This window comes from Candidatus Halobonum tyrrellensis G22 (assembly GCF_000495475.1).
GTDB classification, from domain to species: domain Archaea; phylum Halobacteriota; class Halobacteria; order Halobacteriales; family Haloferacaceae; genus Halobonum; species Halobonum tyrrellense.
On sequence record NZ_ASGZ01000013.1, the window covers coordinates 80413 to 107216 of the forward strand.

The window sequence follows — 26804 nt, forward strand, 5'->3', positions numbered from 1 at the left end:
GACGGGAGCGGACGTGAGCGGTCCCGGCCGTCGGTCCCGGCGCTCGGGTGGGCGTGACCGCCGGACGCGGCTCGACTTTATCACCGATCGGGCGAGCACGACCCCCGTGTCACGCCGTGGGTCCGCCCCGGTCGTCGGGGTCGTCCTCCTCGTGTTCGTCACGGTCGCGCTCGCCGGAACCGTCGCCGCGGTCGGCGTCACCGCGCCCGACCGGCCGGCGGCGGCGACCGCGCTCTCGCTCCGCGTCGACGGCGACGCGGTCACGCTGCGCCACGAAGGCGGCGGGACGCTCGACGCGCGCGACCTCCGGGTGGTCGTCGAGGTGAACGGGACGCGCCTGCGCCACCAGCCGCCGGTCCCCTTTTTCGCCGCCGAGGGGTTCCGCGGCGGGCCGACCGGGCCGTTCAACGCGGCCGCCGACCCCGCGTGGACCGCCGGCGAGTCGGCGTCGGTCCGGCTCGCGTCGACCAACGACCCGGCGCTCGGCCCGGGCGCGCGGGTGCGCGTGACCGTCTACGCGGGCGACCGGCGGGTGGTCAGCCTCGTCACCACCGCGCGGTAGCGCGGTCGCGGACGGCTGGGACGGGGGACTGCGGGCGGGGGCGGAGCCGCCCGGGGTGCCGGTCAGAGGAAGGGGATGCGGCTCAGCCGCCCGCTGGCGGACGACTCCGAGCGCCCGTCGGCCGCGTCGGCCGCGTCGGCGTCGGTGGCGCGCGCGACGGTCGTGATGGCCCGGGGCGTGCCGGGCGCGCGCTGTTGGACGTAGTGGTCCATCTCCTCGAAGCCGGCCTCGCGGAACATCCGCTCGGCCTCCTCGGCGTCGTAAAACAGCATGATCGCGTCGGCGAGCCGCTGGAACACGCGGTTCTTCGGGTAGTCCGGGCCGACGACGAGGACGGTGCCGCCGGGCTTCGTCACCCGGTTGAACTCCCGGAGCGCCGCGACCGGGTCGGGCCAGTACTCGATCGAACCCGACGACCACACCTTGTCGAACGTGTCGTCCTTGAACGGGAGCCGTTCGGCGTCGCCTCGGTGGAACGTGACCTTCCCGCGCTTGCCGAACTTGGCGAACGCGTGCTCCATCTGGTCGACCGACTGGTCGAGCGCGTACACCTCGTCGACGTGGTTGAGCAGCCCCTCGGTGGCGAAGCCGGTGCCCGACCCCACGTCGAGCACCCGGTCGTCGCGGTCGGCGTCGAACCACTCCAGCGCCTGGTTGCGCATCCGGTCGTTCCAGACGAACGGGTTGATCGTGTCGTAGACCGTCGAGAGGTACTTGTAGAACAGCCGCGCGCGCGCCTTGTCCTCGAGGAGTCCCATCGGCGGCGTGTTGGCCCGGACCCGCCATAACCCCCACGGGTGCGGCTCCGCTCGACGGCAGCCGGGGGTGCGGTCGGTCCGCCGCCCGGCCGCCTCCCGGCGGACCCCCGACGGACGGCCGAGGTCGAAGGCGCACAGCTACAAGGCCGCCCGGCCACACGCTCGCGCATGAACCTCACCGAGGCGACGTGGACGGAGGTGCGCGACGCCGCCCCCGACGCCGCGCTCCTCCCCGTCGGGAGCACCGAACAGCACGGCCCGCACGCGCCGCTCGGCACCGACGCGCTCACCGCGGTGGCGGTGGCGGAGGCGGCCGCCGAACGGGTACGGGAGGCGGGCGACCCCGACCCGGTGGTCGCCCCGCCGGTCCACGTCGGCGTGAGCGAGGAGCACCGCGCGTTCGACGGCACGCTGTGGGTCTCGCCCGACACGTTCCGGGCGTACGTCCGCGAGACGGTCGAGAGCCTCGCGAGCCACGGCGTCGACCGGGTGGTGCTGGTGAACGGCCACGGCGGCAACGTCGAAGCGCTCGCGGAGGTGGCCCGCCGCGTCTCCAGAGACGAGTCGACCGGCGCGTACGCGGTGTCGTTCACGTGGTTCGAGGCGGTCGGCGAGCACGCGTCCGACATGGGCCACGGCGGGAAACTGGAGACGGCGCTGCTCCGACGGGTGGCGCCCGACCTCGTCCGGGAAGCGGAGGTAGGGTCGGCCGGCGACGGCGGTAGCCCCCGCTGGGGCGAGTGGGTCCGCGGGGTCAACCTCGCGCACGACAGCGACGAGTTCACCGACAACGGCGTCGTCGGCGACCCCAGCGCGGGCGACGCCGAGCTGGGGGCGGAACTGCTCGACCGCGCGAGCGAGTCGCTCGCGGCGGTGCTGGACGCGGTGCGCGAGCGCGACCGGGGACGGCGCTGACGCCCGGCCGGGCCGAGCGGGTGGGACCCGCTACGCTACGCCTCGGCCTCGTCAGCGTCCGCGTCGTCGGCGTCCGCCTCGGTCCCCTCGTCCGACTCCTCGTCGGTCTCGGCGTCGGTCCCCGCCTCGCCGTGCGCCTCCTCCAGGTCGCTCCGGAGTCCGGGCACCGTGGTGGTGAGTTCGTTCACCCGCTCGTGGGCCCCGTCGAGCGTCTCGACGAGGTCCTGTAGCTGCTCGATCTCCTCCGCGAGGTCGTCGGCGTCCTCGAACGCGTCGGCGCGTTCGCCGAGCACGTACTGCTTCTTGGCCGCGCGGAGTTCCTCGACGGCGTCGCCGGTGTCGAGCGCCGCCGACAGCCCGTTGAGCGCGCCGAGGACGTTGTCGGCGTCGGTCTCCCAGACGTCGTCGGCCTCGGGGAGGCTCGCCCGCGCCGCCCGGAGGTGCCCCTCCACCTCGTCGCGCATCTCGTCGGCCGCCTCGCCGAACAGGTCGTCGTCGTCGAAGCTGGACTGGCTCATGCTCACGCGTTTCGCCCCGCCCGGCTTTAAACCGTCGCGTGAAAGTGAAAGTGAAACGCGGGTTCTCAAGCCGTTTCGACCGGATCCGCACCCGCCGTCCGCGCGAGCGTCGACCCGTCAGCGGTCGCCGTCGGCCGCCCCCGCCGACCCGTCGTCGCCCGCGCCGTCGTCGTCGGTCGAAGTACCGTCGTCGACCACGTCGACGAGTCGCATCCGCGGGTAGCCGTCCTCCATCGCCATCCGCGTGCGGACGGTCACGCCGCGATAGCGCACGCGCATCTCGACGGTCATCAGGTGCCCGGTGAGTTCGGCGTACCCCTCGTCGTGGTCGATGGCCTCCCGGACCGCGTCGTCGTCGACGGCGACCGTGACGGACTCGCAGTGGGGTTGGTTCTCGATCGCATCGGCCATCGCGCGTTCGAGCGAGCGGGCGCTGTCGGGCGAGACGGGCGTCCCCGCGAACTGGTGGTACAGCGAGCCGAACTTGATCCCCGCCTCGAAACACGCCTGCTGGGCGTCCGTAGGCATGGGCATCGCTCGCCCGGCGGGCGGAAAGGCCTGTCGAGCGATCCGGCGGGTGGCCGGGACCGACCGTTATTTACCGGCCGGCGACCCACCCCGGATCGAATGGACGACCCGGTACTCCTCACGGGTGCGGGCGGGCGGGTGGGACGGGCCATCCTCTCGGGCATCAGCGGGGAGTACGACTGGCGCTTGCTCGACCGCGAGCCCGTGAGCGCGGACGCGCTCCCCGCGGGCGTCTCGGAGGACGACACGGTGGTCGCGGACGTCACCGACGAGTGGCAGGTCCGCGAGGCGGTGCGGGACGTGGGCGCCGTCGTCCACCTCGCGGGCGACCCCCGGCCGAACGCGCCGTGGGACTCCGTGCTCCGGAACAACATCGACGGCACCCACGCCGTGTTCGACGCCGCCGCCGCCGCGGGCGTCGACCGCGTCGTCTTCGCCTCCTCGAACCACGCGGTCGGCGCCTACGAGACGGACGAGCGGACCCCCGACCTCTACCGGACGAACGACGACTACCGCCTCGACGGCTCGGAACTCCCGCGGCCGTCGAACCTCTACGGCGTCTCGAAGGCGGCCGGCGAGACGCTCGGCCGCTACTTCCACGACGAGTACGGGCTCTCGGTCGCCTGTGTCCGCATCGGCAACCTCACCGAGGACCACCCGCCCCGCGAGTACGAACGCGGGCAGGCGATGTGGCTCTCCCACCGCGACTGCGCGCACCTGTTCGGCCGGTGTCTCGAAGCGGAGTACGACTACGAGGTGGTGTACGGCATCTCGAACAACGACCGACGCTACTACTCGCTCGAACGCGCCCGCGAGGTGCTCGGCTACGACCCGCAGGACAACTCCGCCGACTACACCTTCGAGGGCGAGCCCAAGGACGCCGCCTGACGCGCGCTCGTAGGGCCGCCGTCAGAACAGCCCCTTCACGTCCTCCTCCTTCCGCCGCCGGTTCGCCGCCTGCCGCTCCAGCCTGTCGAAGACGAACGCCCGCGAGGGGTCGCCCGCGAGCAGGTCGAAGAGTAGCGCCGCGAACGTCGACCGGCCCGTCCCGCGCTCCTCGCGGGCGTAGCGGGCGGCGTCGGCGACGACTCCCTCCGCGGCCTCGCTGAACCCGTCGCCCGCCGCGAGCGCCTCGGCCGCGAGCGCCGCCGCCTCGACCGAGAGGTCGGCGTACGTCACGTACGCGCCCTCGTGGGTCACGCGGGGCGGCGGGCCGCGTTCGACCCGCTCGGGGTCGCGTTCGAGTCCCCGGGCGTAGTCGCGGACGGCGTCCAAGTCGAGTCCCCGCGCGTCCGCAGGCAGGCCCGCGAGGTAGTCGCCCGCGCTCCGCGCCAGCCCCGTCGCGCCGCTCCAGTTGCCGGTCCGGGCGTGGTGGAGCGCGGCGGTGAACTGGATCAGCCCGTGGAGCAGCGGTTCGTCCACGGGGTCCGCGTCCGCGTCGAGGCCGAGCCACACCGCCTCCCACGGGTCGTGGGCCGGGCGGTACTCGCCGTCGGCGTACAGCGCGAGGCCGGCGCGCAGGGCCGGGCGGAACTCGGGGGGGTCGACGTCGCGTTCGGTCCGTCGCTCCGTGTCGGTCACTGCCCGCGGTTCGGCGCGCGCGGGGTTAGACCTGTCCGTCGACCTGGGGGAGTTCCGCGTGGCGAACCTGGCGAACGACTCCCGGGGCCGCGCGCTGGAGAGCGCGCCCGCGACGGTCGAACTCCCCGTCACCGGCGTCGGGGTGGGGTCGTTGGCGTTCGGCCCGCCGGGTGGCGTGACCGGCGCGACGGTCGGCAGTCCCGTCGACGAGGGCCACCTGGACCGCGACGACCTCGGGGCGGTCGGCATCGAGGTCGGAGACGAGGGGTGATCGAGCGATAGCGCGGTGGCTGCGGGCGGTTCGGAGAGCTGTATCCACCCGTCGGACGAGTTGTCGCGAGACGCAGGCTCGTCGCGTTGCGCCGGTAAAATGTAGCGTCCTGACGGAGTCCCACGCGAGCGAAGCGAGCGTGGGGCACGTCAGGTCGCGAACGCAGTGAGCGTCCTGACGGAGATTTGAACTCGCCGAGACTCGCTCCGCTCGTCTCGTCTGCTCAAATCTCCGTGTGCGGCGCATAAACCGGCGCAGGCTCCTCGCTCCGCTCGTCGCGTTGCGCCGGTAAAATGTAGCGTCCTGACGGAGTCCCACGCGAGCGAACGGAGTGAGCGAGCGTGGGGCACGTCAGGTCGTGACCGAAGGGAACGTCCTGACGGAGATTTGAACTCCGGTCCCTGGCTCCGCAAGCCAAGAGGATAGTCCACTACCCTACCAGGACTCACCCCTACCTACTGCGGACCCACATAAGACGGTTACGATAGTCGGGCGCGCGAGTCGGGGAGACGCGAGCGGGCGCGAGCGCCGCCGGCGGCCTTTTCCGCCCGCCGGTCGACGCGCGACCGTGAACCGACGACGGCTGCTCGCGGGCGTCGGCGCGGCAGTCGGCGGCGCGCTCGCAGGCTGTGCGGGCAGCGGGGACGAGAGCGGGGGAGACGGGTCGCCGTCGACGGGGACGCCGACGGACGGCGGCCCGCCGCGCGTGACCGACCGGTCGTTCGCGCGGACGGGCGACTGCGACGCGGGCGAGGAGGGGTTCGCCGCGGTCACGTACGGCGGGTCGACCGTGCGGTGTGAGGGCTGTCTCGCCGGCGCCGACGGCTGCGCCGAGGCGGCACTGGCGTCCGCCGAGTACGACGCCGAGGCGGACGCGCTGTCCGTCGTCGTCGCCACCGAGAGCGAGTCGGACCGCGGGACCGCCTGCACCCAACGGGTCGTCCACCGGAGCTACCGCGAGCTGGTGACGTTCGCCGGCGGCGTCCCGGGCGAGACGGTGGTGTACCACGAGTCGACGGGCGAGCGGACCGAGGCGACGCGCGCGTCCGCCTGAGCCGCGCGGCCGAACGTTCTTGACCGATGGGCGGACCACTCGCCGCGTGCACGCCGAGACATCCGAGACACCAGAGACACCAGAAGCATCCGAGACACGATCCACCCCGGACGCGGGCGACGCGAGCGACACGGCGGCGGTGGTGACGGGCGCGACGGACGGAACGGGTGCGGCGAGCGGTCCGCCCGGATCGCCCGACTGCGGCGGCCCGTTCGGCGGAAGACAACCCTTAAGCGACGCGTCCGCCTGGAACGGGACAGAGCCATGGGCGTGATCGAGGACGTGTACGAGGACGTCGAGGCGGACGTCCCCTTCGAGGAGTTCGAAGCCGCCGTCGAGGAGAAGGTCGAGCAGATGGGAGGACTCGCGGACGAGGAGACGGCGGCCATGCTCATCGCCCACGAACTGCGCGACGAGGAGGTGAACCGCGTCGCCGACATCAAGCCCGGGATGGACGACGTGAAGTTCCTCGCGAAGGTGATGACCGTCGGCGAGGTGCGGACGTTCGAACGCGACGGCGACGACGAGGAGGACGGCCACGTGCTCAACGTCGAGGTGGCCGACGAGTCCGGCCGGATCACCATCTCGATGTGGGACGGGATGGCCGTCGACGCGGCCGATCGACTCCAGCCCGGCGACGTGCTCCGGGTCATGGGTCGCCCGAAGGAGGGGTACAACGGTCTGGAGGTCGCGGTCGACAAGGCCGAACCCGACGACGACGCCGAGGTGGACGTGGAGGCGCTCGACGAGTACCGCGTCGAGGACCTCCAGTTGGGCGCGTCGGACGTGACGCTGGTGGGGCGCGTGCTCGACACCGACTCCGTGCGGACGTTCGACCGCGACGACGGCACCGAGGGTCGGGTCGCCAACCTCACGCTCGGCGACGAGACCGGCCGAATCCGGGTGACGCTGTGGGACGAACGGGCCGACCGCGCGACGGAACTCGCCTCGGGCGAGACGGTCGAGGTGGTCGACGGCTACGTCCGCGAACGCGACGGCTCGCTCGAACTCCACGTCGGCAACAGGGGGTCGATCGAGGCAGTGGACGCCGACGTGGAGTACGTCCCCGAGACGACCGACATCGCCGACCTGGAGATGGACGAGACGGTCGACATCGCGGGCGGCGTCATCGAGACGAGCGAGAAGCGGACGTTCGACCGCGACGACGGCTCGCAGGGGCAGGTGCGGAACGTCCGCGTGAAAGACGACACCGACGAGATCCGCGTGGCGCTGTGGGGCGAGAAGGCGGACAAGGATATCGACCTGGCCGACCGCGTCGTCTTCACCGACGTGGAGATCCAAGACGGCTGGCAGGACGACATCGAGGCCTCCGCGGGGTGGCGCTCGACGGTCTCCGTGCTCGAACGCGCGAGCGGCGGCGGGTCGGCCGAGGCGACGGGCGACCGCGACCCCGGACAGGGCGGTCTGGACGCGTTCGAGTCGAACGGGTCGGACGGGTCGAGCGAGTCGGCCGACGCCGACACCGGCGGGTCGGCGGGGGCGGGCGGGTCCGGCGGCGCGGCCGCGGCGACCGCCGAGACCGACGCGGACGACGCCGACGCCGCCGGCGAAGTCGAGTTCACCGGGACCGTCGTGCAGGCGGGCGACCCGGTGGTGCTCGACGACGGGACCGAGACCCGGAGCGTGAACACCGGCGCGAACCTCCGACTCGGCGAGGAGGTGACGGTCCGCGGGCGCGAGCGCGACGGCACCATCGACGCCGACGACGTGTTCTGAGCCGTTTCGGGGCGCTCCGGCCACGGAACGCGCCGCCCGCCGACCCAGCCGCTCCGAAGCGCGCGAGCGCAGCGACCGCGCCGCGACCGGCGGCCCCGCCGACGGAACCCCTAACCACGGCAACGGAAAGCGTTATACACGCTACACACCGGCATGAGAGTATGAGTGTCGAGTTGCCGTTCTCGCCCGTCGACGACGTCATCCGCCGGAACGCGGGTGACCTCCGGGTGAGTGCCGGTGCCGCCGAGGAACTGGCGCGGCGCATCCAGCGTCACGGGGCGGACCTGGCGGCCGACGCGGCCGAACACGCCGCCGCCGACGGGCGCAAGACGCTGATGCCGGGCGACTTCGGCGTCGAACGGGTAATCGAGCGCGACGACCTCACGCTCCCCATCGCGCCGGTCGACCGCATCGCCCGCCTCGACATCGACGGCCGGTACCGCGTCTCGATGGACGCCCGGGTGGCGCTCGCGGACGTGTTGGAGGACTACGCCGACAACGTCGCGCGGGCGGCCGCGCTGTTGGCGCGGCACGCCGACCGCCGGACCGTACAGGCCGACGACATCGAGACGTACTTCGCGCTCTTCGAGTAGATCAGATGCGCTTCGGCTACAACGAGGCCTGTCTGAACCACGATACGGGCGAGCGGCACCCGGAGAACCCCGACCGCCTGCGCGCGATCCGCGAGGGGCTCAAACGGAAGCACGGCGTCGAGTACGTCGACCCCGCGCCCGCGACCGACGCCGCGGTGGCGGCGGTCCACGACGACGACTACGTCGCCGAGATACGCGACTTCTGCGAGTCGGGCGGCGGCAACTGGGACCCCGACACGGTCGCCAGCGACGGCACGTGGGACGCGGCGCTCGCGTCGGCGGGTCTCGCCCAGTGGGCGGCCGAGGAGGCGCTCGCGGGCGCCGAGGGGCGCGAGACGCCGTTCGCGCTCGGCCGGCCGCCGGGCCACCACGCCGTCGAGGAGGACGCGATGGGGTTCTGTTTCGTCAACAACGTCGCGGTCGCCGCCCAGTCGGTGCTCGACGACGGCGACGCCGACCGCGTGGCGGTGTTCGACTGGGACGTCCACCACGGCAACGGCACCCAGGACATCTTCTACGACCGCGGCGACGTGTTCTACGCCTCCGTCCACGAGTCGGGGCTGTACCCCGGGACGGGCGAACTCGACGAGACGGGCGAGGGGCCGGGGGAGGGAACGACCCTGAACGCCCCGCTGGGGGCGGGCGCGGGCGACGGCGACTACCTCGCGGTCATCGACGACGCCGTCGCCCCCGCCGTCGAGCGGTTCGACCCCGACCTCCTGCTCGTGAGCGCGGGGTTCGACGCCCACCGCCACGACCCCATCTCGCGGATGCGCGTCTCCACCGAGGGGTACGCGCTGATGGCCGGCCGGATGCGGACGCTCGCCGACGACTGTGACGCCGGTCTCGGGTTCGTCCTCGAAGGCGGCTACGGGCTCGACACGCTCTCGGAGGGCGTCTCCATCGTCCACGAGACGTTCGACGGCCGGCCGCCGATCGACAGCGACGACGCTTCCGACGACCAAACCCGGGAACTGGTCGACGACCTGCGGGCGGCGTTCGACCTCGACTGAGACTGACTCGCGTCGGTCGACCGGTCCGGCGGCCCGCGGTCGAGCGACCGCTCGCGTCGCTCAGACCGCCGGCTCGAAGTACGCCCGAAGCTCCGTCCCGAACCCGTCCGCGAGGTCGGCAACGCCGTCGCCGACGAGCAGGTCGTACCCACCCCGGAGCGCCGTCTCGACGCGCGCGCCGAGGGCGGCGTCGAACAGGGCGGGCGAGTCGAGCAGCGCGACGGCGTCGCGTTCGTCGCGTTCGCGCTCGACCACGTACCGGCCGTCGGCGACGAACGGCCCGTACGCGTCGCCGTCGGCGTACGCCGCGTAGAAGCCCTCGGCGTGGTCGCGGACGTGGACGGGGGGTCCCTCGTGCCGTTCGACCGCCGGGAGCGTCCGGCCAGCGAGTTCGAACAGCAGCACCGCCCGGCGGTCGCCGCCGTCCGCGCCGGCGGCCTCGGCCCCGTCGGCCCCCGACGCGCCGTCGCCGTCAGCGGAGTCGGCCGCGAACGTCGCGGTCCGGAGCACGTCGAACCCCCGCCCCGACAGTTCCCGGCGCACGCCGTCGAGCGACCGGCGCAACTGCGGGTACAGTTGGTCGTCGACGATGTCGGGCGCGTCGAACGCCAGGGCCACGGGACAGGTGCCCCGGCGGTCGACGTGCTCGCGGACCGCCCGCGCGCCGAGCGACTCCGACTCGGGGGGGAAGAAGGTCGACTCGTCGGGGTCGGCCAACAGCGCGCGGGCGTGGTGTTGGAACCGCGCGAGGTTGTCGCCCGAGAGCACCGCCGCCACGTTCCGCCCGGGGTCGGTGGGGTCTATCACAACGAGGTCGTCGTCGAACGTCGCCCGGCCGTGGCCCTCGGGGTCGAGTTCGACCGGCGGCGTCCAGTCGGCGGCGGCCGCGAGGGTCGCGCGGAACCCGCCGTGGTGGACGACGAGCAGTTCCGAGAGGTAGCCGGAGAACCCCTCCGTGCGGAGGTCGCTGCCGTAGACGCCGACACCCTTGAGGAAGCGTTTGAACACCCGAACCTCGCCCGCGAGCGACTCGTCGAGGTGTGCCTCGAGGTAGGCGGTGTGGAACGGCGTGCGGTCGACGGACGAGCGGATGGCGGTGGCGTCGGCCACGTCGTAACACGGCACCAGGTCGACGTCGAACCCCTCGAACGCCCCCGTGACGTACGGGTGTTCGGCGTACTCCTCGCGGCCCTCGGGGAGCACCGCGTGGCCCACCCGGAGGCCGTACTCGGCGAGTTCGTCGTCCGCGAGGGCGGTCGGGAACCGCACGAACAGGTCGATGTCGCGGTCGCCCGCGAGCCACGTCCCCCGCGCGGTCGACCCGACCCGGAGCACGTCCGCCTCGGAGGCGGGCGCGGGCAGGTCGGCCACCGCCTCCGCCGCGCGGGTCGCGAGCGCGTCGGCCGCCCCGCGCAACCGCTCGCGTTCGGCGGCGTCGGGCGTCACCCGGTCGCGGACCCGCGCGACCACCGCGGCGAACGCATCGCCGTCGCCACCGGCGTCGGCGTCGCTGTCGTCGGTCATGCCGCGCCCTTCCGCCGGCCGGCTTACCAGCGTGTCGGTCCGGGGCGGCCGGCGGCCGTCCGCGCCGGCTCTCGCGCCCGGGGCGGCCGGGTTCGCCCGCGTCGGCGGACATCGATCCGCGTCGGTCTGCGGCGGTCGGGTCGTCGGCCGACCCGCCCGCGGGCCGTCGGGGAGAAACGAAAGCCATTTCAGATACACGGCGGTACGGACGAGTGCGCGCCGAAGTAGCTCAGTTGGTAGAGCACCTCGCTGTTAACGAGGTGGTCCCAGGTTCGAGTCCTGGCTTCGGCGCCTCACTCCTCGCTCTCAGCCCCGACGCCGGTCCCCGGACCGCTCCCGGATGGGAACTTACTTCACTCGCTCGCCAGTAGCGTCGCCGGAGGGCCCTTAGCTCAGTGGTCAGAGCGCCCTGCTCATAACGGGGTGGTCGAGGGTTCGAACCCCTCAGGGCCCATGTTGATTCGTCCGTCCCTCCCCGCTTGCCGCGGCGTGAGCCGCCCGGACGGGCGGAGATACTCGGTCGGTGGCCGCGTCCGCGCTCGGTCCCGACGAACCGTCTCCCCAAATAGACGAACCGGAGGGAATTCGCGCGGGTTTGTGTTAGAGTCTGATTCGAGACATCCACGTATAAGAAAGAACCGTCTTCAGATATTTCTAACCCAAATAGAACGGCATCTTTTTGTGTAATGACTAGATAGACAGCTCCAAGCAAAATGGTGGACGAGTCGTTGCCGGAAGACGCCCCGGGACGATACGTGCCCTACGGGGAGCGGCCCTACTACCTACCGGACGCGCTCCCACCTGAGCAGTCGTTCGATCTGGACGCTGATTTTCAGCAGTTACTGCAAGACACGATCTATCAGCTCGGCCGCTTGGAGGGCATCGGGGACGAGACGGAGACGAGTCCGTTGCTGTACACGACGATGGTCCGCCGAGAAGCGGTCGAATCGGTGGTCCTCGAAGGGGCCGACATCGAACTCGAGGACGTGTTCCGAACACGCGAACTCGGCGGCGGGGGAACCGTCCAGAAGGACGTACAAGAGGCACTCAACTACGAGCGGACGATCTCCGAGGGGGCAGACCGCGTGACGGAGGGCGGGGAGATATCCCTCGCTCTGATACGTGAACTCCACCGGATGTTGATGGATGGGGTTCGCGGTCACTGCGAACACCCGGGCGAGTTCAGGGCGAAGCCGATGAATCTTCCGCCGGCTTCGGCGTTCAGTGAGCCGTTCGTGCCGCCGGCACCGAACCGTATCCCGGAGTTGATGGCGAACCTAGAGGAGTACGTCAACACGAACAGCAGCTACCACGACTTACTGGAGTTCGCGATAGTTCACTATCAGTTCGAGACCGTTCACCCGTTCGAAGACGGGAACGGTCGCCTCGGACGCATCCTGATCACTCTCCAACTGGTCCAACGCGGCTATCTGACTCGTCCGCTCCTGTATCCGAGCGCATACTTCAATCAGCACAAGATCGAGTACGCGAATCGGATGCGAGAGGTCAGCGAGTACGGAGAGTGGCTGCCGTGGTTACGGTTCTTCGTCGAAGGGATCCGAACACAAGCGGCGGAGGCGGTCGAACGGACCAGTGAACTTCGTGACCTTCGGCGCGAGTACGAGCGTCGATACGGACGCGAGAAGACGGCCGCCGATCGCCTCGCGATGCGGCTGTTCAAGCGACCGTACGTAACTGCGAACGACGTGGCGGACCTACTGGCGGTCTCAGGACAGACTGCGCGAAACGCGATCTCCGAACTCGTCGATCAGGACGTCCTCGTAGAGACGACTGGGAAACAGCGGTATCAGGAGTTCAAGGCAGTGGATATCTTCGAGGTACTGAGTCGGCCGATGGACTCGGCGTAAGCACCCACTCGTTTAGGACACCCCCACCGCCCCGTGACACAAAGAGCGGTTTGTGTGTAAGGCAGCGTTATCTCTCTCCGAGGCGTCACGACGGCTGTGACCACCAGACGTCGGTTCGTCGGAACCGGGGCCCTCCTCGGCGCGGCGCTGCTCGCGGGCTGTACGGGCGGCGACGGAGGGGGCGAGGAGACGGGAACGGAGACGCCGACCGAGACAGGGACCGGAACCGGGACGCTATCGCCGCCGGGCGACGGAGCCGGAACCGACGGCGCGGGCGACACCCGACCCGAGGGGACGGGCGGTCCCGCGGTCACGCTCGCGTCGGTCGACCAGCGGCCGAGACTGCCGATCCGACCCACGGTCGAGGTGGTGAGAGACGCCGCGACCGACGACCACCCGCCGCGACTGCGCGTCACCGTCGAGAACGGCGCCGACGAACCGGTCACGCTGGGCGAGGCGCGGGCGGTCGTCTTCCAGTACGTGACCGCCGAGTCCGAACAGTTGATCCTGCTCCCGCCCGGGGAGGACTACCCCGCCGAGGCGGGCTGCTGGCGGCTCAAAGAGGGAATCGCCGTCACCGAGGAGTACCGCACCGTGACGCTCGACCCCGGCGAGGCGCACTCGTCGGAACTCGATCTGTACGGCGCGCCGACCGAGGAGGACGCCTGCCTGCCGGCGGGCGAACACCGCTTCGAGACGGTCATCAGCGCCTCCACGGGCGGTGGGCTGCCGGCGAACGGGACGACCGCGACCACGGACGGGACGGCCGAGTCGACCGGAACGACCGGGGCGGGGATGCCCGCCGGGGCCACCTGGGGGTTCTCCGTCCTCCTGGAGTAGCGCGTCAAGCGGCGGCGACCGCTCTACAGTCGGACGCTGGCCGCTCAGAAGTAGGTGTCGCGGACCGTCTGCGCGAGCAGACCGTCCCGCTCGAAGGCGATGTAGACGACAACGAACCGGCCGTCGGCCGGCCGGAGGACGAACACCTCGCGGGGGCCGTCGCCCGCCCCCTCGTTCGCCCGTTCGACCAGCGGGTCGATGGGTGTCGTCCCGTCGCGGAACTCGGCGAACAGGTCGCGGCCGCCGCCGCCGGCCGTCCCGGCGGTCGCCGCCCGGCGGACCGGCGAGTTGACCCCGCCGCCGTCGCCGCCCGCGTCGGCGAAGACGTACAGCGCGCCGTTCGGTTCGCCGTCGGTGTCGCGGGTGACCCGCGAGGCCATCGCGTCGCCCGCGGCGCGGGCGTCGTCCCACGCGTCGCGGGCGGCCTCGAACAGGTCGGTCACGCCGTCGGCGAACAGGTAGCGGGTGGGTCGGTCGACGTCGACCGCCGCGAACCGCGCGCCGCCGTCGGTCCACTCGACGGTCGCGTCCACGACGTACCCCGGCTCCAGGTCGGCCACGTCGGCCGCGAGCGGTTCCTCGTAGCCGTCGGCGGCGACCCGCACCGGTTCGTACGCCGCGAGGTCGCCCTCCGCCCCGTCGCCGCGGCCACCGTCCGACCCGACGCTTCCGACACTCCCGACGGGAGCGTCGTCCGTCGACCCGTCGCCCGGAAGCGCGAGCAGGACGGCCACCGGGGGGTCGCCGTCGTCGGTGCAGTCGGCCTCGTCGGTGTCGTCGCTCTCCACGCTCGCGTCCGACCGCTCGTCGGTCCCCGGCACGCTCACCACGCGGTAGCGTCCGGCGGTCGTCGCGTCCATACGCCCGCCGAGGGACCGGCGGGACAAGCGCCTTCCGACCCGGTCGCCGACCGCTCGACGGCCGGCCGTCCCGCACCGGCCACCGCGAGTCGGGGCAGTAGTGCGTAATATCATCGAACCGGATAGGAAAGTTTACCACCTGGTAACTGAACTCATCGGGCGGATGCAGTGATCACGGAGTCGACCGGTGCCGCGGGGGGGAGCCGGGGGACCAGCGGGACGCTCGGTCTGGCACTCGTCGGCACCGCCGCCGCGGCGACGTTCGCGTTCGGGGTCGTCCACGCCGCACACGAGCCGATCGACGACCCGGTCGGGGCGCTCGGGGTGTCGTTCCCGTTCGGGCTGGCGGCCGCGCTCGCCTGCGACACCGTCCGGCTCCGGCGGAGCGACCTCGGTCCCGACGGCGTCCTCCGGGTCGGGAAGTGGACCGTCGGCGCCGGCCTGCTGGGGGGCGTACTCGGGGGGCTCGTCGTCTTCCACCAACAGCAGGAGGCGGCGACGCTGGCCGACCCGACGTACGTCGCCTGCGGGGGCGCCGCGGTCGGCGCGACCGCGGGCTTCCTCGTCGGGGCGTACGACGCGCGTCGGATCGCCACCATGCGCCGGCTGAACGCCGAGCGCGACCACACCGAACGGCTCGAACAGCAGTTGCGGGTGCTCAACCGCGTGCTCAGACACGACATCCGCAACGACGCGAACGTCATCGAGGGGTACGCCGACATGCTCGACGACCGCCGGGTGCGCTCGAACGACGCCGTCGCCGCGATCCGCTCGCGGGCGCGCAACCTGGCGCATGCCGGCGAGAACGCCCGGCTCGTGGAGGAACTGCTCGACACCGAGCGGCTGGCGAGCGAGCGGGTCGACGTCGCCCCGCTCGCCCGGTCCGCGGCCGACCGGGTGGCGGCCGCCTACCCCGGCGTCCGCGTCGACACCGCCATCCCGCCGTCGGCGCCGGTCGTCGGGAGCCGGCTGCTGTCGGCGGCCGTCGTCAACCTCGTCGAGAACGCCGTCGAACACAACGACTGCGACGCCCCGCACGTCCGGGTGACGGTCGAGCGCGACCGCGAGACGGTGGTCGTCTCCGTCGCGGACAACGGTCCCGGCATCCCCGACGAGGAGCGGCGCGTGCTCGAACGCGGCCACGAGACGCCGCTGCACCACTCGTCGGGGCTGGGGCTGTGGCTCGTCAACTGGGTGGTCGAGGACTGCGACGGCCGGGTCGACATCGGCGAGAACGGGCCGTGCGGGAGCGTCGTCAGGCTGAGACTCCCGGCGGCCGAGTGAGACGGACGCCGACACCGACGCCCGAGCGGCCGGCGGAGTGGTCGAGGGCCACACGCCGGTCGTCGACCTCCGCTATCTGGTCGGCCGTGAGCGGGGCGACTCCTCCGAGAGCGCGACCGCGCCGGTCCGGTCGGCGCCGGTCGCGCTCTCGGTGCCGGTCTCCCGGTCGCCGTGGCCGTGCCGGCGGCGGTGTCGGCTCGCGACTCGTCGTCGACTTCGACGGTCTCGCCGTCGAGGACGTCGCTCTCGACCGTCTCGGTGTCGATGCCGTCCAGTCCACCACGTCGACGTGAACGCGCTTGTGGCGCGTGGTCTCGTCCTCGTAGCGCCGGCGCTCGACGAGGTGGCTCTCGAACGGGAGGTCGTCGGCGGTCGGCGGCGACGTGGGCCGCACCGCGCTACTGCCGCCGAGGCGGGGGCGGACCGCGCCGAACTACCCGTTTCCGCCGTCGAGCGCCCCGCTCGCCTCGCGGAACAGGCCGTCGAGTATCTCGGGCGTCGTCGGGTGGAACGCCCGGTCGGGCAGGTCGCGTACGTCCAGTTCGCACTCGACGACCACCTGCATCGTCTTCGCCATCGCGTCGGCGTGGTAGTGGAACCCCTGGTAGCCGAGGACGGTCCCGTCGGCGGCGTCGACCACAAGCCGCGCCCGGCCGCGGGCGGCCGCCTTGGTCTTGAACACGCCGTCCTGGTCGGCCCGGCGGTCGGCGACGACCACCTCGCGGCCGGCGTCGCGCGCCGACGCCGCCGTCTCTCCCACCCGCGCGTACGGGTACACCGCCGCCGCCGCGAACATCACGAAGTGGGTGGTGGGGTGGTACTCCGCGAGCTCCGGCTCGGGGGCCGAACTCGGACTCGGGTCCGACGCGGGTGCGGCGGCCGGGTCCGCGCCGTCCGCGTCCGCCTCGGCGCGCGCCGACGCGAGCACGTTGTCGGCGGCGGTGAACCCCTGCTCTTTGGCGACGTGCAACAGCGGCTGCCGGCCGTTGGCGTCGCCGACCACGTACGTCCGGCCGGCGTCGTCGTCGACGGCCTGCATGGTCGCGTCGACCCACGCCGGCCCGGGGTGGAGGTCGGTCGCGTCCAGGTTCAGCCCGTCGAGGTTCGGCCGCCGGCCGGCGAACAGGAACAGCCCGTCGGCCTCGACGGTCGCGCGGTCGTCGTCGCGGTCGGTGTGGAGGCGGACGCCGCCGTCGTCGAGCGACTCGACCCGCCGTTCGTACGTCTCCGAGAGGATCTCGACGCCGAACTCCTCGCGGTAGACGGAGAGCAGTTCGTCGCCGAAGGCGGGCGGCGCGTCGTCAAGCGGGCGCTCGTCGTGCTCTATCACGGTGAGGTCGACCCCCGCCTCCGCGAGGTAGGGGACGAGTTCGACGCCGACGTAGCCGAAGCCGACGACGACGCCCGACTCGGGGAGGTCCGTCGCGTCGAGTACGTCCGCGCTGGTGAGATACTCCGCGTCGTCGAGCCCCTCGATGTCGGGCACGTTCACCGTCGACCCGGTGGCGACGACGACGTAGTCGGCGTCGATGCGGTCGCCGCCCGACAGTTCGAGTTCGTGCGGGCCGACGAACCGGGCGTGTTCGGCGACGAACTCCACCCCCGTCTCCTCCGCGAGTTCGTGGACCGCGGCGCGGCGGTGTGCGGCGAACGACGACGTGTGGCCGTTCTTCCGCTCGACCGTCCGCTCCAAGTCGATGTCGGGCGGGTCGCCGACCAGTCGCTCGTCGTGGCGGGCGCGGTAGCGGTGTTCGGCCGCCGACAGCACCTCCTTCGAGGGCATACAGCCCCGGAGGATACACAGCCCGCCGCCGGGGTCGCCCCCGTCGACGAGCGTCAGGCGGTCGAGCGGCGCTCCCTCGCCGACGTGGTCGGCCAGCCGCTGGGCGGCGGCCGCGCCCGCGCTCCCGTACGCGCCGAGGATGACGACGTGCATCGTCCGGTGTACCGGCGGGGGGCACAAGTAGTGTGCGCCCCGCGGCCCGCGATGCGGGTCCGCGCGGCGGCCGCGCCGCCGGTCGCTCGACCGCTCGGCGGCGGCGTCCTCGCCCGACAGCCCTAACGTCGCCCGGCCGAAACCGCGGGGCGTGCTCGACGCCGCGTTCCGCGACCGGGCCGTCTACCTCCGGGCGGCGGACGCGCTCGTCGTCGCGGACCTCCACGTCGGCCGCGCGGAGGCGTCGGACGTGACCGTCCCGCTCGACGAGGCGGGCGACCTCCGCGGGCGGCTGGCGGCGCTGCTCGACCGGTTCGACCCCGCCGAGGCGGTGTTCGCGGGCGACGTGCTCCACGCGTTCGACCGCGCGAGCGCCGCCGCCGAGCGCTCGCTCCGCGACCTGGGCGACGCCTGCCGCGAGGCGGGCGCGCGGCCGGTCGTCCTCCGCGGCAACCACGACACGATGCTCGAGGGAGCGTGGTCGGGAGCCGTCCGCGACGCGTACGAACTCCGCCCGGCCGACGACGCGGGTGACGGCGGTGACGCGACCCGCGGCCCGGTCGTCGTCCGGCACGGCCACGAGGCGCCGCCGGACGACGAGGACGCCGGGCTGTACGTCGTCGGCCACGACCACCCCGCCATCGACGTCGAGGGGCGGCGCCGGCCGTGTTACCTCTACGCCGAGGCGGCGTACCGCGGCGCGGACGTGCTGATGCTGCCCGCATTCACCCGGCTGGCCGGCGGCGCCGAGGTCAACGGGATGACCGCCCGCGACTTCCGGAGCCCGTTCGTCGCCGACGCCGACGCGTTCCGCCCGCTCGTCCGCGCGGAGGAGGACGACGAGACGCTGACGTTCCCGCCGCTCGGGGCGTTCAGGCGACTACTGTGACCCGAGGCGACGACGACCCGCCGGGCGGCGGCGCGGGCGAACGGGTCGAGTGGGACGCGCTCGAAGCCGACCTGCGCGCGGCGGGCTACGCTGTCGACCGGCAGGGGACCGGCGACGGCGAGACGGTGTTGCTGGTGACCGTCCCCGCGGACGTGCGGGGACTCGCGGGCGACCCCGAGGGACCGCTCGACCGCCTACTCGCGCTCCTGCCGGGCGTCCGAGTGCCGACCGACCCCGCGGTGATACCCGACGACGTGCGCGCGGCCGCCGCGGCACGCGACGCGACCGCGGAGGTCCACTCCGGAAGCCCGAGCGAACTCCACGTCGTCGTCTCGGCCGACGGGGTGTGGTAGGCGAGCGGGAGGAGCGGACGCGAGGGCGCGCCGACGGGGCGTGAGAGCGGGCGCACCGTCGGAGTCGGAGCGGTCCCGGTCAGGCGTCGACCGGCTCTTCGCTCTCGCTCCCGTCGGCCCGCTCGCCGTCCGGACCGGTCCCGGTCAGCCCTCGCTCGGTGAGCAACGCCTCCGCGGCCGACCGCCCGCTCGCCATCGCGCCCTGGATCGACGACCACGCGGTGTACTCGCCCGCGAGGAACACCGGGCCGTCGGGGGCGGTCACGTCCGGGAGGTCGGGGTGGACCCCGGGCGGCTGGTCGAACTGGGCGAACCGGAGCCGCTCGGTCCGCAGGCGGTCGAACCCGTCGAAGTTACGCTCGGGGAACCACGCGGACAGCGCCGCGCGGGTGTCGGCCGCGAGCGCGTCCGCGTCGCGCTCGGTCGCCTCCTCGCCGAGGAACGTCGCACACAGGAGTTGGGAGCCGTCGGGCGCGTACTCGGGGGCGACGTCGGTCAGCGGGACGACGATGTTGGGCGCGTCGTCGTCGGCGTTGAGCAGGATCTTCCGGTCCGTCGACAGCGTCGAGTCGTCGGGGAGCGCGTAGTACTGCGTCACCGACGGCCGGCCCTCCGTGGGTATCGACTCGACGCCGGTCAACTCGCGGGCGGTCGGCGGGTCGGTGGCGACCACGGCGGCGTCGGCGTCGACGGCGCCGCCCGCCATCTCGACGCGGACGCCCCCCTCTGCGGGGTCGACCGCCTCGACCGCCTCGCCGAGGACCACCTCGGCGCCGGCGGCGCGCGCGCGGTCGGCGAGTTGGCGGGTGACGGCGCCCATCCCGTCGGCGGGGAGCGCGATGTCGCCCGCGGAGAGCGCGCGGAACGTGTACGCGAACACGTGTTTCGAGGTGGACAGCGACCGGTCGAGCGTGATGCCGCCGTAGAAGGGGGCGACGAAGTTCCGGCGGTACTGTTCGGAGAACCCCCACCCGCGGAGGAACTCCTCGATGGACTCGTCGGGGCCCGAGAAGAACCACGACTCCGGCCGCTTCGAGAGGTCGCGCCGGAGCGCGAGCGTCCGGAGTTTGTCGCTCGTCGTCACGCGGCGGTTGAGCGCCGACTCCACCAGGCTCCCGGGGTCGCGCAGCGGGTCCGCGAGCGCCGAGCGGGTGCCGTCGGTCGCAGAGCAGATGACCGCACCCGGCGAGAACGTCCGGAGGTCGAGCGCGTCGAGGTCGAGTTCCCGCTCGACCGCCGGGTAGCCCGTAAACAGCACCTGGAACCCCCGGTCGAGGACGAACCCGTCGCGCTCGCGCGAGCGGACCCGCCCGCCGACCGCGTCGCGTCGCTCGTAGACGGTCACGTCCGCGCCCGCGTCCGCGAGGTGTCGCGCCGCGACGAGACCCGCGAGACCCGCCCCGGCGACGACGACGCTGTCTGGCATACGCGGGCGTTCGGACGGGGCGTACAAATGCGTACCCGCGTGACGGCGTACCACACCGGCGCGCGTCGGCCACCCGACGCCGCGGACGGCCGCGGCGGCCGCGCGGCCGACGTGGGAGGGGCGGTCCGAACCGCCGGGCGCGCTGGGCGGTCCGGGAGGCGCGGGGCCAAACCACTACACCCTTGCGCCGGGGGAGCCTCGGTCCGACCATGGAGACGACGGAGGCGTTCGCGGGGTTGACGTGTGCCGCCTGCGGGGAGTCGTTCGACGCGAGCGAGCACGGCCGCTGCCCCGACTGCGGCGGGCCGCTCGACCCGACGTACGACCTCGACGCGCTCGACGGGCCCGCGCTCGACGGCGACGGCCCGGGCCACTGGCGGTTCGACGCGCTGTTGCCGTTCCCCGCCGAGGCGGGGCTGACCGCAGACGAGGGCGACACGCCGCTGGTCCGGGCGGACGCGCTCGCCGAGGAGGCGGGCGTCGACGCGCTGTGGGTCAAAGACGAGGGGCGCAACCCGACGGGGACGTTCCTCGACCGCGGGATGAGCCTCGCGGTCACCGCCGCGAGTGAGCGGGACCTGGAGCCGCTGGCGCTCGCGGCCGCGGGCAACGCCGGCCAGTCGGCCGCCGCCTACGCGGGAACGGCGGACCTCCGGTCGTACGCGTTCGTCCCCTCGCGGACCGCCTTCTCGAACAAGGCGATGGTGAACGTCCACGGCGGCGAGATGCGCGTCGTCGGCGGCCGGTACGGCGACGCCGCCGCCGCCGTCGACGAGCAGTTGGAGACGGGGTACCACTCGCTCCAGGAGTTCACCACGCCGTACCGCCACGACGGCGCGCGGACGCTCGCGTTCGAGATTCACGAGGCGGTGGAGACGCCCGACGCGGTGGTGCTCCCGGTCGGCACGGGCGAGTTGCTGGTCGGCGTCGTCAAGGGGTTCCGTCAGCTCCGCGACGCCGGCCTGGCCGAGGCGGTGCCGACGGTGTACGCGGTCCAGCCCGAGGGGTGTGCGCCCGTCGTCGCGGCGTGGACGGACGGCGCCGACGCCGTCGAGGCGTGGGAGACGCCGGACACCATCGTCGGCGAGTTGGAGATAGCGGCACCCGCGGGCGGCGGACTCGCGCTCGACGCGCTCTCGACCGCCGACGGCGGCGCGCTCACCGTGAGCGACGACGACGCCCTAGAGAGCGCGGTGACCGCGGCCCAGTCGGCCGCGCTGGAGGTGGGCGGCGCCGGCGGCGTCGCGCTCGCGGGCGCGTGGCAACTCGCCGAGGAGGGGCGGCTCGCGGGCGACCGCGTCGTCGTCGTCAACCCCGACGCGGGCGCGAAGACGCCCGACGTGCTCCGGAGCCACCTGATGGGCAAGGGGATCTGAACCGGGGGAGAGAGCTTTCCGGACGGGGACCGAACCGCCGTCGTGGACCGCTCGCTCGTCCGCGACACGGCGGTGGTCGGCGCCGCCTACCTCGCGGTACTGGTCGCCATCGGAACCGTCCTCGCCCTCGTCGGGGGTACGGACCCGGCCGCGTACCTCGCCGACCTGTTCACCGACCCGCTGTGGCTGCTCGGGATACCGGTCGGACTCTACTTCGGCGTCACGGGCTACCGGCGGACGAGACGGCAACACGGCGAGGCGTGACCCGACGCGGGTCGACGCGGTTGTTCGAGCCGCCGATTATAAGTTTTAGCGTCGTCTAATTCGACACGAGACGATGAGCGACGTCATGGAGGACTACCTGAAGGCCATCTACGTCCTCGAATCCGAGGAGGGACCGCCGGTGTCGACGTCGGCGATCGCGGACCGGTTGGGGAAGACCCCGCCGACGGTGACGAGCATGTTGGAGAAACTGGCCGACCGGGAGCTGATCCACCGCGAGAAGTACAAGGGCGTCGAACTGTCCGACGACGGCCGGACGCTCGCGCTCGAAGTGCTCCGCCACCACCGCCTGATCGAGGCGTACCTCGCCGAACACCTGGGGTACTCGTGGAGCGAAGTCCACGACGAGGCGGACACGCTCGAACACCACATCAGCGAGGAGTTCGAGCGGCGGGTCGCGGCCTCGCTCGACGACCCCGCGGTCGACCCCCACGGCGACCCGATCCCCGGGATCGACCTCGAACCGCCCGCCGACGACGGCTCGCGTCCCCTGACCACCGCGGCGGTCGGCGACCGGGTGGTCATCGCGCGCGTCAGCGACCGCGACGACGAGGAGTTGGAGTACCTCGACCGCGCGGGCATCGTCCCCGGAACGACCGTCGAGGTGGTCGACGTCGCGCCGTTCGGGATGGTGACCGTCGCCGTCGACGGCGGCGAGCAGAGCCTGCCCGAGTCGGTCGCCGCGTCGGTCCGCGTCCGGGCGACGGAGGCGGACAACGGCGTCCCCGACGAGGAGGTATCCGGCGCGTGAGTCGGGGGCGGAACCGGAGCCGGGACCGGGGTCGGCGCCCGGACTGCGGTCGGGGTGACTCCGCGTGGTAGCGTCGGCCGCCCCGTTCGCGCACGTGGCGTTCCCGCTCCAGAGCGGGCTGGACGCGGTGGTCGACCGCTACGCCGGGCTCGGCCCGTTTCTGGCGTCGTTCCTCGCGAACACGCTCGCGACGTTCGGCGACAAGGGACAGCTGGTGGTGATCACGCTCGCGACCCGCTACAGCGCCAAGCGCGTGTTCGCCGGCGCCGTCGCGGCGTTCGCGGCGTGGAGCGCGCTCGAAGTCGCGTTGGGCCAGTGGATCCAGGCCGCGCTCCCCGCCGGGGTGATCACGCTGGTGACCGGCCTGCTGTTCGTCGGCTTCGCGCTCTGGACGGCGGTGTCGGCCGCCCGGAGCCTCCGCGCCGACGACGGCGAGGGCGCGGCGCTGACGAGCGGCGGCATCGACGTGGGGCTGACCGGCCGACTCCTCCCGGAGCGGTCGTACCGCCACTTCGGCGCGCACGGCGGGCTGTTCACCGCGTTCGTCTTCATCGGCTTCGCGGAGTTCGGCGACAAGACCCAGCTGTTGACGATCAACCTCGCCGCGACGTTCCCCGACGCGCCGGTCGCGGTGTTCGCGGGCGTGCTCTCCGCGCTCGCGCTCCGGACGGGCATCGACGCGGTGATCGGCGGCCGGATCGAGCGTCACGTCCCGACCGAGCGGATCGAACTCGGCGCGGCCGTGGTGTTTCTCGCGTTCGGGCTGACGGTGCTCGGGGTCGTCCCGCAGGCCGCGCTGCTCGCGGTGCTCGGCGCCCTCGCGCTCGCGCTGGTCGCCGGGCTGGTCCGGTCGTTCCGCCGGAACTGACGGGCCGCCCCCGGCGGCTCGGACGCGTTCGCACGCCCCCGTGTGACTTAACACGGGCGTCCGCATCCCCAACCACGTGACCACGCTGGCCGTCACCGCCGCCGCGGGGGTCGCGTTCGGGCTGGCGCTCGCGGCGCCGCCCGGCCCGATGAACGCGGTGATCGCCGAGGAGAGCGCCGTCCGCGGCCGGGCCGCGGGCGTCCGCGCGGGGCTGGGCGCCGCCACCGCCGACTTCACCTTCTTCGTGCTCGCGCTCGCGGGCGTCGTCGAGTTCGTCGACCGCTACCCCGCGGTCCGGGGCGCGATGGTGGCCGCGGGCGGCCTCCTAATGCTGTACTTCGCGTACGGCACCGCGCGCGACCTCCGCGGGTCGTTCCTCGACGCCGGCGCGGCGGCCGGAACCGAGGAGGGAGCCGACGACGGGGAGCCGGCGTCGTCGGCGGGCTTCCGCAAGGCGCTCGTGCTCGCGCTCACCAACCCGTTTCAGGCGCTGTTCTGGCTCACCGTCGGCGTCGGCCTGCTCCGGCCGGGACGGATCGACGTGTTCGCCGCCGCGGGCGTCGACCGGTTGGCGGGCGCGCTGGTGGTCGAGACGGGCAGCCCCGCGCTGCTTGCGGGCTTCTTCGCCGGCGTCGTGCTGTGGGTGACGGGCTTTCCGACCGCTATCGCGGCCGCGCGCGACCGGGTTGAGGCGCTCGCCCCGGCGGTCGCCGCCGTCTCCGCGGTCGTCCTCGGCGGGTTCGGCGTCGCCTTCCTGGTCGACGCCGCCGGGACGTTCGGCCTCTTGGCGGCGCTCGCGGCGCTGGGCGGAGTCGCCTGAGGCCGCCGGAGGCGGGCGGGTCAGTCGTCGTCGGGCCGTGACCGCTCCGCGGCCGGGGCGCGCGCCTCCGAGAGGGGCTGGTGGCTCCGTTCGTCCATGATGAACCCGCCGGAGGCGGTGGTGTGTTCGGCGATGACCGCCGCGCGCAGGATGTACGACGTGAGCACGATGAACGGCAGCAGCGCGACGGCGTACGCGACCCCGAAGAACAGCGCCAGGTTCTCGACGCCGAAGGTGGTGCCGGCGAACGACTCCGAGGTCACCGCGAGCAGGACGTACGAGACGAACATGATCGACGGCAGTCCCGTGTACAGCAGGTCCCGCGAGAGGTACGAGAACTCCCGCTTGTAGTAGATGGTCTTGAAGTACTCGCGGGCGGTGGCGAAGTGGCGGAGCGCGTCCATCACCTCCTCGATCCGGGCTTCGGTCTCGTCGGGCAGGTCGGCGTCGCTCGCCCCGAGCAGGCGCGCCTCCTCGATATACGCCGTCGGGTCGTACGCGGAGGCGAACAGCGCCACGTCGAACGACCCGGTGGTCGAGTCGAGGACGCTCTCGGTCCGGTCGAGCGCCTCGTTGGTCCGGTCGATGAACGCCTCGAAGTCGCCGTGCGCCTCCTCCGAGAGCGACGCCGGAACGTCGAGGTCGTCGAGTTTCGTCCGCGTCGCCGCGACGATGGCGCCGAGGAACACGCTCGGGTGCGCCGACGACGTGTCCGACCCGAGCCGGGTCGCGGTCTGCTGGCGGAACTCCCACGAGTCGGAGATGCGCTCGTACTGGTTGCCGAGCGGGGTCAACTCCTGTGAGACCACCAGCGAGTTGATCGAGGCGACGATCGAGACCAGCAGGATGATCCCGCTCAACAGCGTGTTGAACAGCGTCTGTACCGTGTTCTGCTCGCTGAGCAGCTGTCGCATCTCCACCGACGCGACGACGCCGAGACCGACGAGCGTGACGACCACCGCGACGAACAGGACGAGCGTGACGAACCGGCGCTTGCCGGTGAGTACGAGCCAGTCGACCGGACGTTGCAGGTGTGCCGAGATGTCCATACGGCGGTGTGTGCGGCCGGGTCCACAGAGGTAGTGACCAGTTACGGCGGACGGGAAGCCCTTTCACCCGGCGCGGCGACTCCGAGGTATGTTCGGGAAGACGACGTGGATCAAGCTCCCGCGGAACGTCCTCGTCGGACACGGGGTGCTCGACCACGTGGGCGAGGCGGTGGCCGAACTGTCGCTCGCCGGCCGGCCGCTGTTGGTCACGAGTCCGACGCCGAGCGAACTCGTCGGCGACCGCCTCCGCGCGCAGTTCGACGACGCCGCGGTGACGACGGTCGAGTCGGCCAGTTTCTCCGAGGTGGCGACCGTCGTCGAGGCGGCGGAGGCCGCGGACGCGACCTATCTGGTCGCACTCGGCGGCGGGAAACCGATCGACATCGCGAAGATGGCGGCCGACGAACTCGGCGTCGGCTTCGTCTCCGTCCCCACGGCGGCGAGCCACGACGGCATCGTCTCCGGCCGGTCGTCGATCCCCGAGGGGGGCAGCCGCCACTCGGTCGCCGCGGACCCGCCGCTGGCGGTGGTCGCCGACACCGAGGTGATGGCGGACGCGCCGTGGGACCTCACGACCGCGGGCTGTGCGGACATCATCTCCAACTACACCGCGGTGAAAGACTGGCGGCTCGCCCACCGGCTGAAGAACGTCGAGTACAGCGAGTACGCGGGCGCGCTCGCCGAGATGACCGCCGAGATGCTGGTCGGCAACGCCGACTCGATCAAACCCGGGCTGGAGGAGTCGGCGTGGGTGGTCTCGAAGGCGCTCGTCTCGTCGGGGGTGGCGATGTCCATCGCCGGGTCGTCGCGGCCGGCGTCGGGCGCTGAACACCTGTTCTCCCACCAGCTCGACCGGATCGCCGAGAACCCCGCGCTCCACGGCCACCAGGTCGGGGTGGGGACGGTCATGGTCGAGTACCTCCACACCGGCGAGAGCGGCCAGTGGGACGCGATCCGCGACGCCCTCGCGGACATCGGCGCGCCCACGACGGCGCGGGAACTCGGCGTCGACCCCGAGACGGTGATCGAGGCGCTCACCACCGCCCACGAGATACGCGACCGCTACACCATCCTCGGCGACGGCATGAGCGAGTCGGCCGCCCGCGAGGTGGCCGCCTTCACGGGCGTGGTCTGAGTACTCCGCGCCC

Annotated in this window: 28 protein-coding genes and 3 tRNA genes; 21 read left to right on the forward strand and 10 right to left on the reverse strand. The window is 72.6% G+C overall.

All coding sequences use genetic code 11. From position 1 onward, the window contains the following. Positions 1–106: 106 nt before the first annotated feature. On the forward strand, positions 107–562 hold the full coding sequence (locus K933_RS04660) for a type IV pilin (RefSeq protein WP_023393535.1): 456 nt from the start codon (positions 107–109) through the stop codon (positions 560–562). A 62-nt stretch (positions 563–624) separates the two neighbouring features. Here the strand turns inward: K933_RS04660 and K933_RS04665 are convergent, their stop codons facing one another. Then, complete coding sequence (locus tag K933_RS04665; RefSeq protein ID WP_023393536.1) at positions 625–1320, reverse strand: methyltransferase domain-containing protein; 696 nt, start codon at positions 1318–1320, stop codon at positions 625–627. A gap of 168 nt (positions 1321–1488) precedes the next feature. Between K933_RS04665 and K933_RS04670 the strand changes: the two genes are divergently transcribed. Continuing rightward, positions 1489–2235: a creatininase family protein gene (locus K933_RS04670; protein ID WP_023393537.1), complete on the forward strand. Its 747-nt coding sequence runs from the start codon at positions 1489–1491 to the stop codon at positions 2233–2235. 35 nt (positions 2236–2270) lie between these two features. On the opposite strand, the gene K933_RS04675 is transcribed toward K933_RS04670, so the two are convergent. Then, complete coding sequence (locus tag K933_RS04675) at positions 2271–2753, reverse strand: DUF5790 family protein (protein ID WP_023393538.1); 483 nt, start codon at positions 2751–2753, stop codon at positions 2271–2273. Positions 2754–2870: 117 nt separating this feature from the next. Next, on the reverse strand, positions 2871–3281 hold the full coding sequence (locus K933_RS04680; RefSeq protein ID WP_023393539.1) for a dihydroneopterin aldolase family protein: 411 nt from the start codon (positions 3279–3281) through the stop codon (positions 2871–2873). 99 nt (positions 3282–3380) lie between these two features. On the opposite strand from K933_RS04680, the gene azf reads away from it, so the two are divergent. Next, on the forward strand, positions 3381–4169 hold the full coding sequence (gene azf / locus K933_RS04685) for an NAD-dependent glucose-6-phosphate dehydrogenase Azf (RefSeq protein WP_023393540.1): 789 nt from the start codon (positions 3381–3383) through the stop codon (positions 4167–4169). A gap of 21 nt (positions 4170–4190) precedes the next feature. Here azf and K933_RS04690 read toward each other — a convergent pair whose 3' ends face one another. Beyond that, positions 4191–4862, reverse strand: a complete 672-nt coding sequence (locus tag K933_RS04690; RefSeq protein WP_023393541.1) for a DUF309 domain-containing protein — start codon at positions 4860–4862, stop codon at positions 4191–4193. A 58-nt stretch (positions 4863–4920) separates the two neighbouring features. Here K933_RS04690 and K933_RS18960 point away from each other — a divergent pair, with 58 nt between their 5' ends. Continuing rightward, a complete protein-coding gene (locus K933_RS18960) occupies positions 4921–5133 on the forward strand; it encodes a hypothetical protein (RefSeq protein WP_152529748.1) in 213 nt (70 codons plus the stop codon). Positions 5134–5505: 372 nt separating this feature from the next. Here K933_RS18960 and K933_RS04700 read toward each other — a convergent pair. After that, a tRNA-Arg gene (locus tag K933_RS04700) sits at positions 5506–5578 on the reverse strand. 123 nt (positions 5579–5701) lie between these two features. Here K933_RS04700 and K933_RS04705 point away from each other — a divergent pair. The 4 genes from K933_RS04705 (at position 5702) to K933_RS04720 (ending at position 9530) form a co-directional block, all read left to right on the forward strand. Continuing rightward, complete coding sequence (locus K933_RS04705; protein WP_023393543.1) at positions 5702–6187, forward strand: hypothetical protein; 486 nt, start codon at positions 5702–5704, stop codon at positions 6185–6187. A 264-nt stretch (positions 6188–6451) separates the two neighbouring features. Next, positions 6452–7924: a single-stranded DNA binding protein gene (locus K933_RS04710; protein WP_023393544.1), complete on the forward strand. Its 1473-nt coding sequence runs from the start codon at positions 6452–6454 to the stop codon at positions 7922–7924. A 161-nt stretch (positions 7925–8085) separates the two neighbouring features. Continuing rightward, positions 8086–8517 (forward strand): histone, encoded by a 432-nt coding sequence (locus K933_RS19300; protein ID WP_023393545.1) that lies wholly within the window; start codon positions 8086–8088, stop codon positions 8515–8517. A gap of 5 nt (positions 8518–8522) precedes the next feature. Further along, a complete protein-coding gene (locus K933_RS04720) occupies positions 8523–9530 on the forward strand; it encodes a histone deacetylase family protein (RefSeq protein ID WP_023393546.1) in 1008 nt (335 codons plus the stop codon). 60 nt (positions 9531–9590) lie between these two features. On the opposite strand, the gene cca is transcribed toward K933_RS04720, so the two are convergent. Beyond that, positions 9591–11054: a CCA tRNA nucleotidyltransferase gene (cca, locus tag K933_RS04725; RefSeq protein WP_023393547.1), complete on the reverse strand. Its 1464-nt coding sequence runs from the start codon at positions 11052–11054 to the stop codon at positions 9591–9593. Positions 11055–11272: 218 nt separating this feature from the next. Between cca and K933_RS04730 the strand changes: the two genes are divergently transcribed. The 4 genes from K933_RS04730 (at position 11273) to K933_RS04745 (ending at position 13762) form a co-directional block, all read left to right on the forward strand. After that, positions 11273–11345, forward strand: a tRNA-Asn gene (locus K933_RS04730). 90 nt (positions 11346–11435) lie between these two features. After that, positions 11436–11508, forward strand: a tRNA-Ile gene (locus tag K933_RS04735). 259 nt (positions 11509–11767) lie between these two features. Further along, positions 11768–12922 carry a Fic family protein gene (locus K933_RS04740; RefSeq protein WP_049947600.1) on the forward strand — a complete coding sequence of 385 codons (1155 nt, stop codon included), beginning with the start codon at positions 11768–11770 and terminating at the stop codon, positions 12920–12922. A 96-nt stretch (positions 12923–13018) separates the two neighbouring features. After that, positions 13019–13762 (forward strand): hypothetical protein, encoded by a 744-nt coding sequence (locus K933_RS04745; protein WP_023393549.1) that lies wholly within the window; start codon positions 13019–13021, stop codon positions 13760–13762. Positions 13763–13806: 44 nt separating this feature from the next. Here the strand turns inward: K933_RS04745 and K933_RS04750 are convergent, their stop codons facing one another. Beyond that, positions 13807–14622 (reverse strand): DUF6663 family protein, encoded by an 816-nt coding sequence (locus K933_RS04750; protein WP_023393550.1) that lies wholly within the window; start codon positions 14620–14622, stop codon positions 13807–13809. Between the two features lie 168 nt (positions 14623–14790). Between K933_RS04750 and K933_RS04755 the strand changes: the two genes are divergently transcribed. Continuing rightward, positions 14791–15906 carry a sensor histidine kinase gene (locus K933_RS04755; RefSeq protein ID WP_023393551.1) on the forward strand — a complete coding sequence of 372 codons (1116 nt, stop codon included), beginning with the start codon at positions 14791–14793 and terminating at the stop codon, positions 15904–15906. 433 nt (positions 15907–16339) lie between these two features. Here K933_RS04755 and K933_RS04760 read toward each other — a convergent pair whose 3' ends face one another. Next, positions 16340–17842, reverse strand: a complete 1503-nt coding sequence (locus K933_RS04760) for an FAD-dependent oxidoreductase (protein WP_023393552.1) — start codon at positions 17840–17842, stop codon at positions 16340–16342. Positions 17843–17993: 151 nt separating this feature from the next. Between K933_RS04760 and K933_RS04765 the strand changes: the two genes are divergently transcribed. Together K933_RS04765 and K933_RS04770 are read left to right on the forward strand one after the other, a co-directional pair. Next, a complete protein-coding gene (locus K933_RS04765; RefSeq protein ID WP_023393553.1) occupies positions 17994–18731 on the forward strand; it encodes a metallophosphoesterase in 738 nt (245 codons plus the stop codon). Further along, entirely contained in the window at positions 18728–19084 is a 357-nt protein-coding gene (locus K933_RS04770) for a hypothetical protein (RefSeq protein ID WP_023393554.1), read from the forward strand. The genes K933_RS04765 and K933_RS04770 overlap by 4 nt, the downstream gene beginning before the upstream one ends. A 79-nt stretch (positions 19085–19163) precedes the next feature. Here the strand turns inward: K933_RS04770 and K933_RS04775 are convergent, their stop codons facing one another. Then, positions 19164–20510 carry an NAD(P)/FAD-dependent oxidoreductase gene (locus tag K933_RS04775; protein ID WP_023393555.1) on the reverse strand — a complete coding sequence of 449 codons (1347 nt, stop codon included), beginning with the start codon at positions 20508–20510 and terminating at the stop codon, positions 19164–19166. Positions 20511–20719: 209 nt separating this feature from the next. Between K933_RS04775 and K933_RS04780 the strand changes: the two genes are divergently transcribed. From K933_RS04780 to K933_RS04800, 5 genes are all read left to right on the forward strand, one after another. Continuing rightward, positions 20720–21886 carry a threonine synthase gene (locus K933_RS04780; RefSeq protein WP_023393556.1) on the forward strand — a complete coding sequence of 389 codons (1167 nt, stop codon included), beginning with the start codon at positions 20720–20722 and terminating at the stop codon, positions 21884–21886. 42 nt (positions 21887–21928) lie between these two features. After that, entirely contained in the window at positions 21929–22150 is a 222-nt protein-coding gene (locus tag K933_RS04785; protein ID WP_023393557.1) for a hypothetical protein, read from the forward strand. Positions 22151–22235: 85 nt separating this feature from the next. Beyond that, positions 22236–22919, forward strand: coding sequence for a metal-dependent transcriptional regulator (locus K933_RS04790; protein ID WP_080509199.1), 684 nt, complete (start codon positions 22236–22238; stop codon positions 22917–22919). Positions 22920–22983: 64 nt separating this feature from the next. Beyond that, complete coding sequence (locus K933_RS04795; protein ID WP_200862285.1) at positions 22984–23787, forward strand: TMEM165/GDT1 family protein; 804 nt, start codon at positions 22984–22986, stop codon at positions 23785–23787. Between the two features lie 76 nt (positions 23788–23863). Further along, a complete protein-coding gene (locus K933_RS04800) occupies positions 23864–24607 on the forward strand; it encodes a LysE family translocator (protein WP_023393560.1) in 744 nt (247 codons plus the stop codon). Between the two features lie 20 nt (positions 24608–24627). On the opposite strand, the gene K933_RS04805 is transcribed toward K933_RS04800, so the two are convergent. Beyond that, positions 24628–25656 (reverse strand): hypothetical protein, encoded by a 1029-nt coding sequence (locus K933_RS04805; protein WP_023393561.1) that lies wholly within the window; start codon positions 25654–25656, stop codon positions 24628–24630. A gap of 88 nt (positions 25657–25744) precedes the next feature. Here K933_RS04805 and K933_RS04810 point away from each other — a divergent pair, with 88 nt between their 5' ends. Further along, entirely contained in the window at positions 25745–26791 is a 1047-nt protein-coding gene (locus tag K933_RS04810) for an NAD(P)-dependent glycerol-1-phosphate dehydrogenase (protein WP_023393562.1), read from the forward strand. Positions 26792–26804 lie beyond the last annotated feature (13 nt).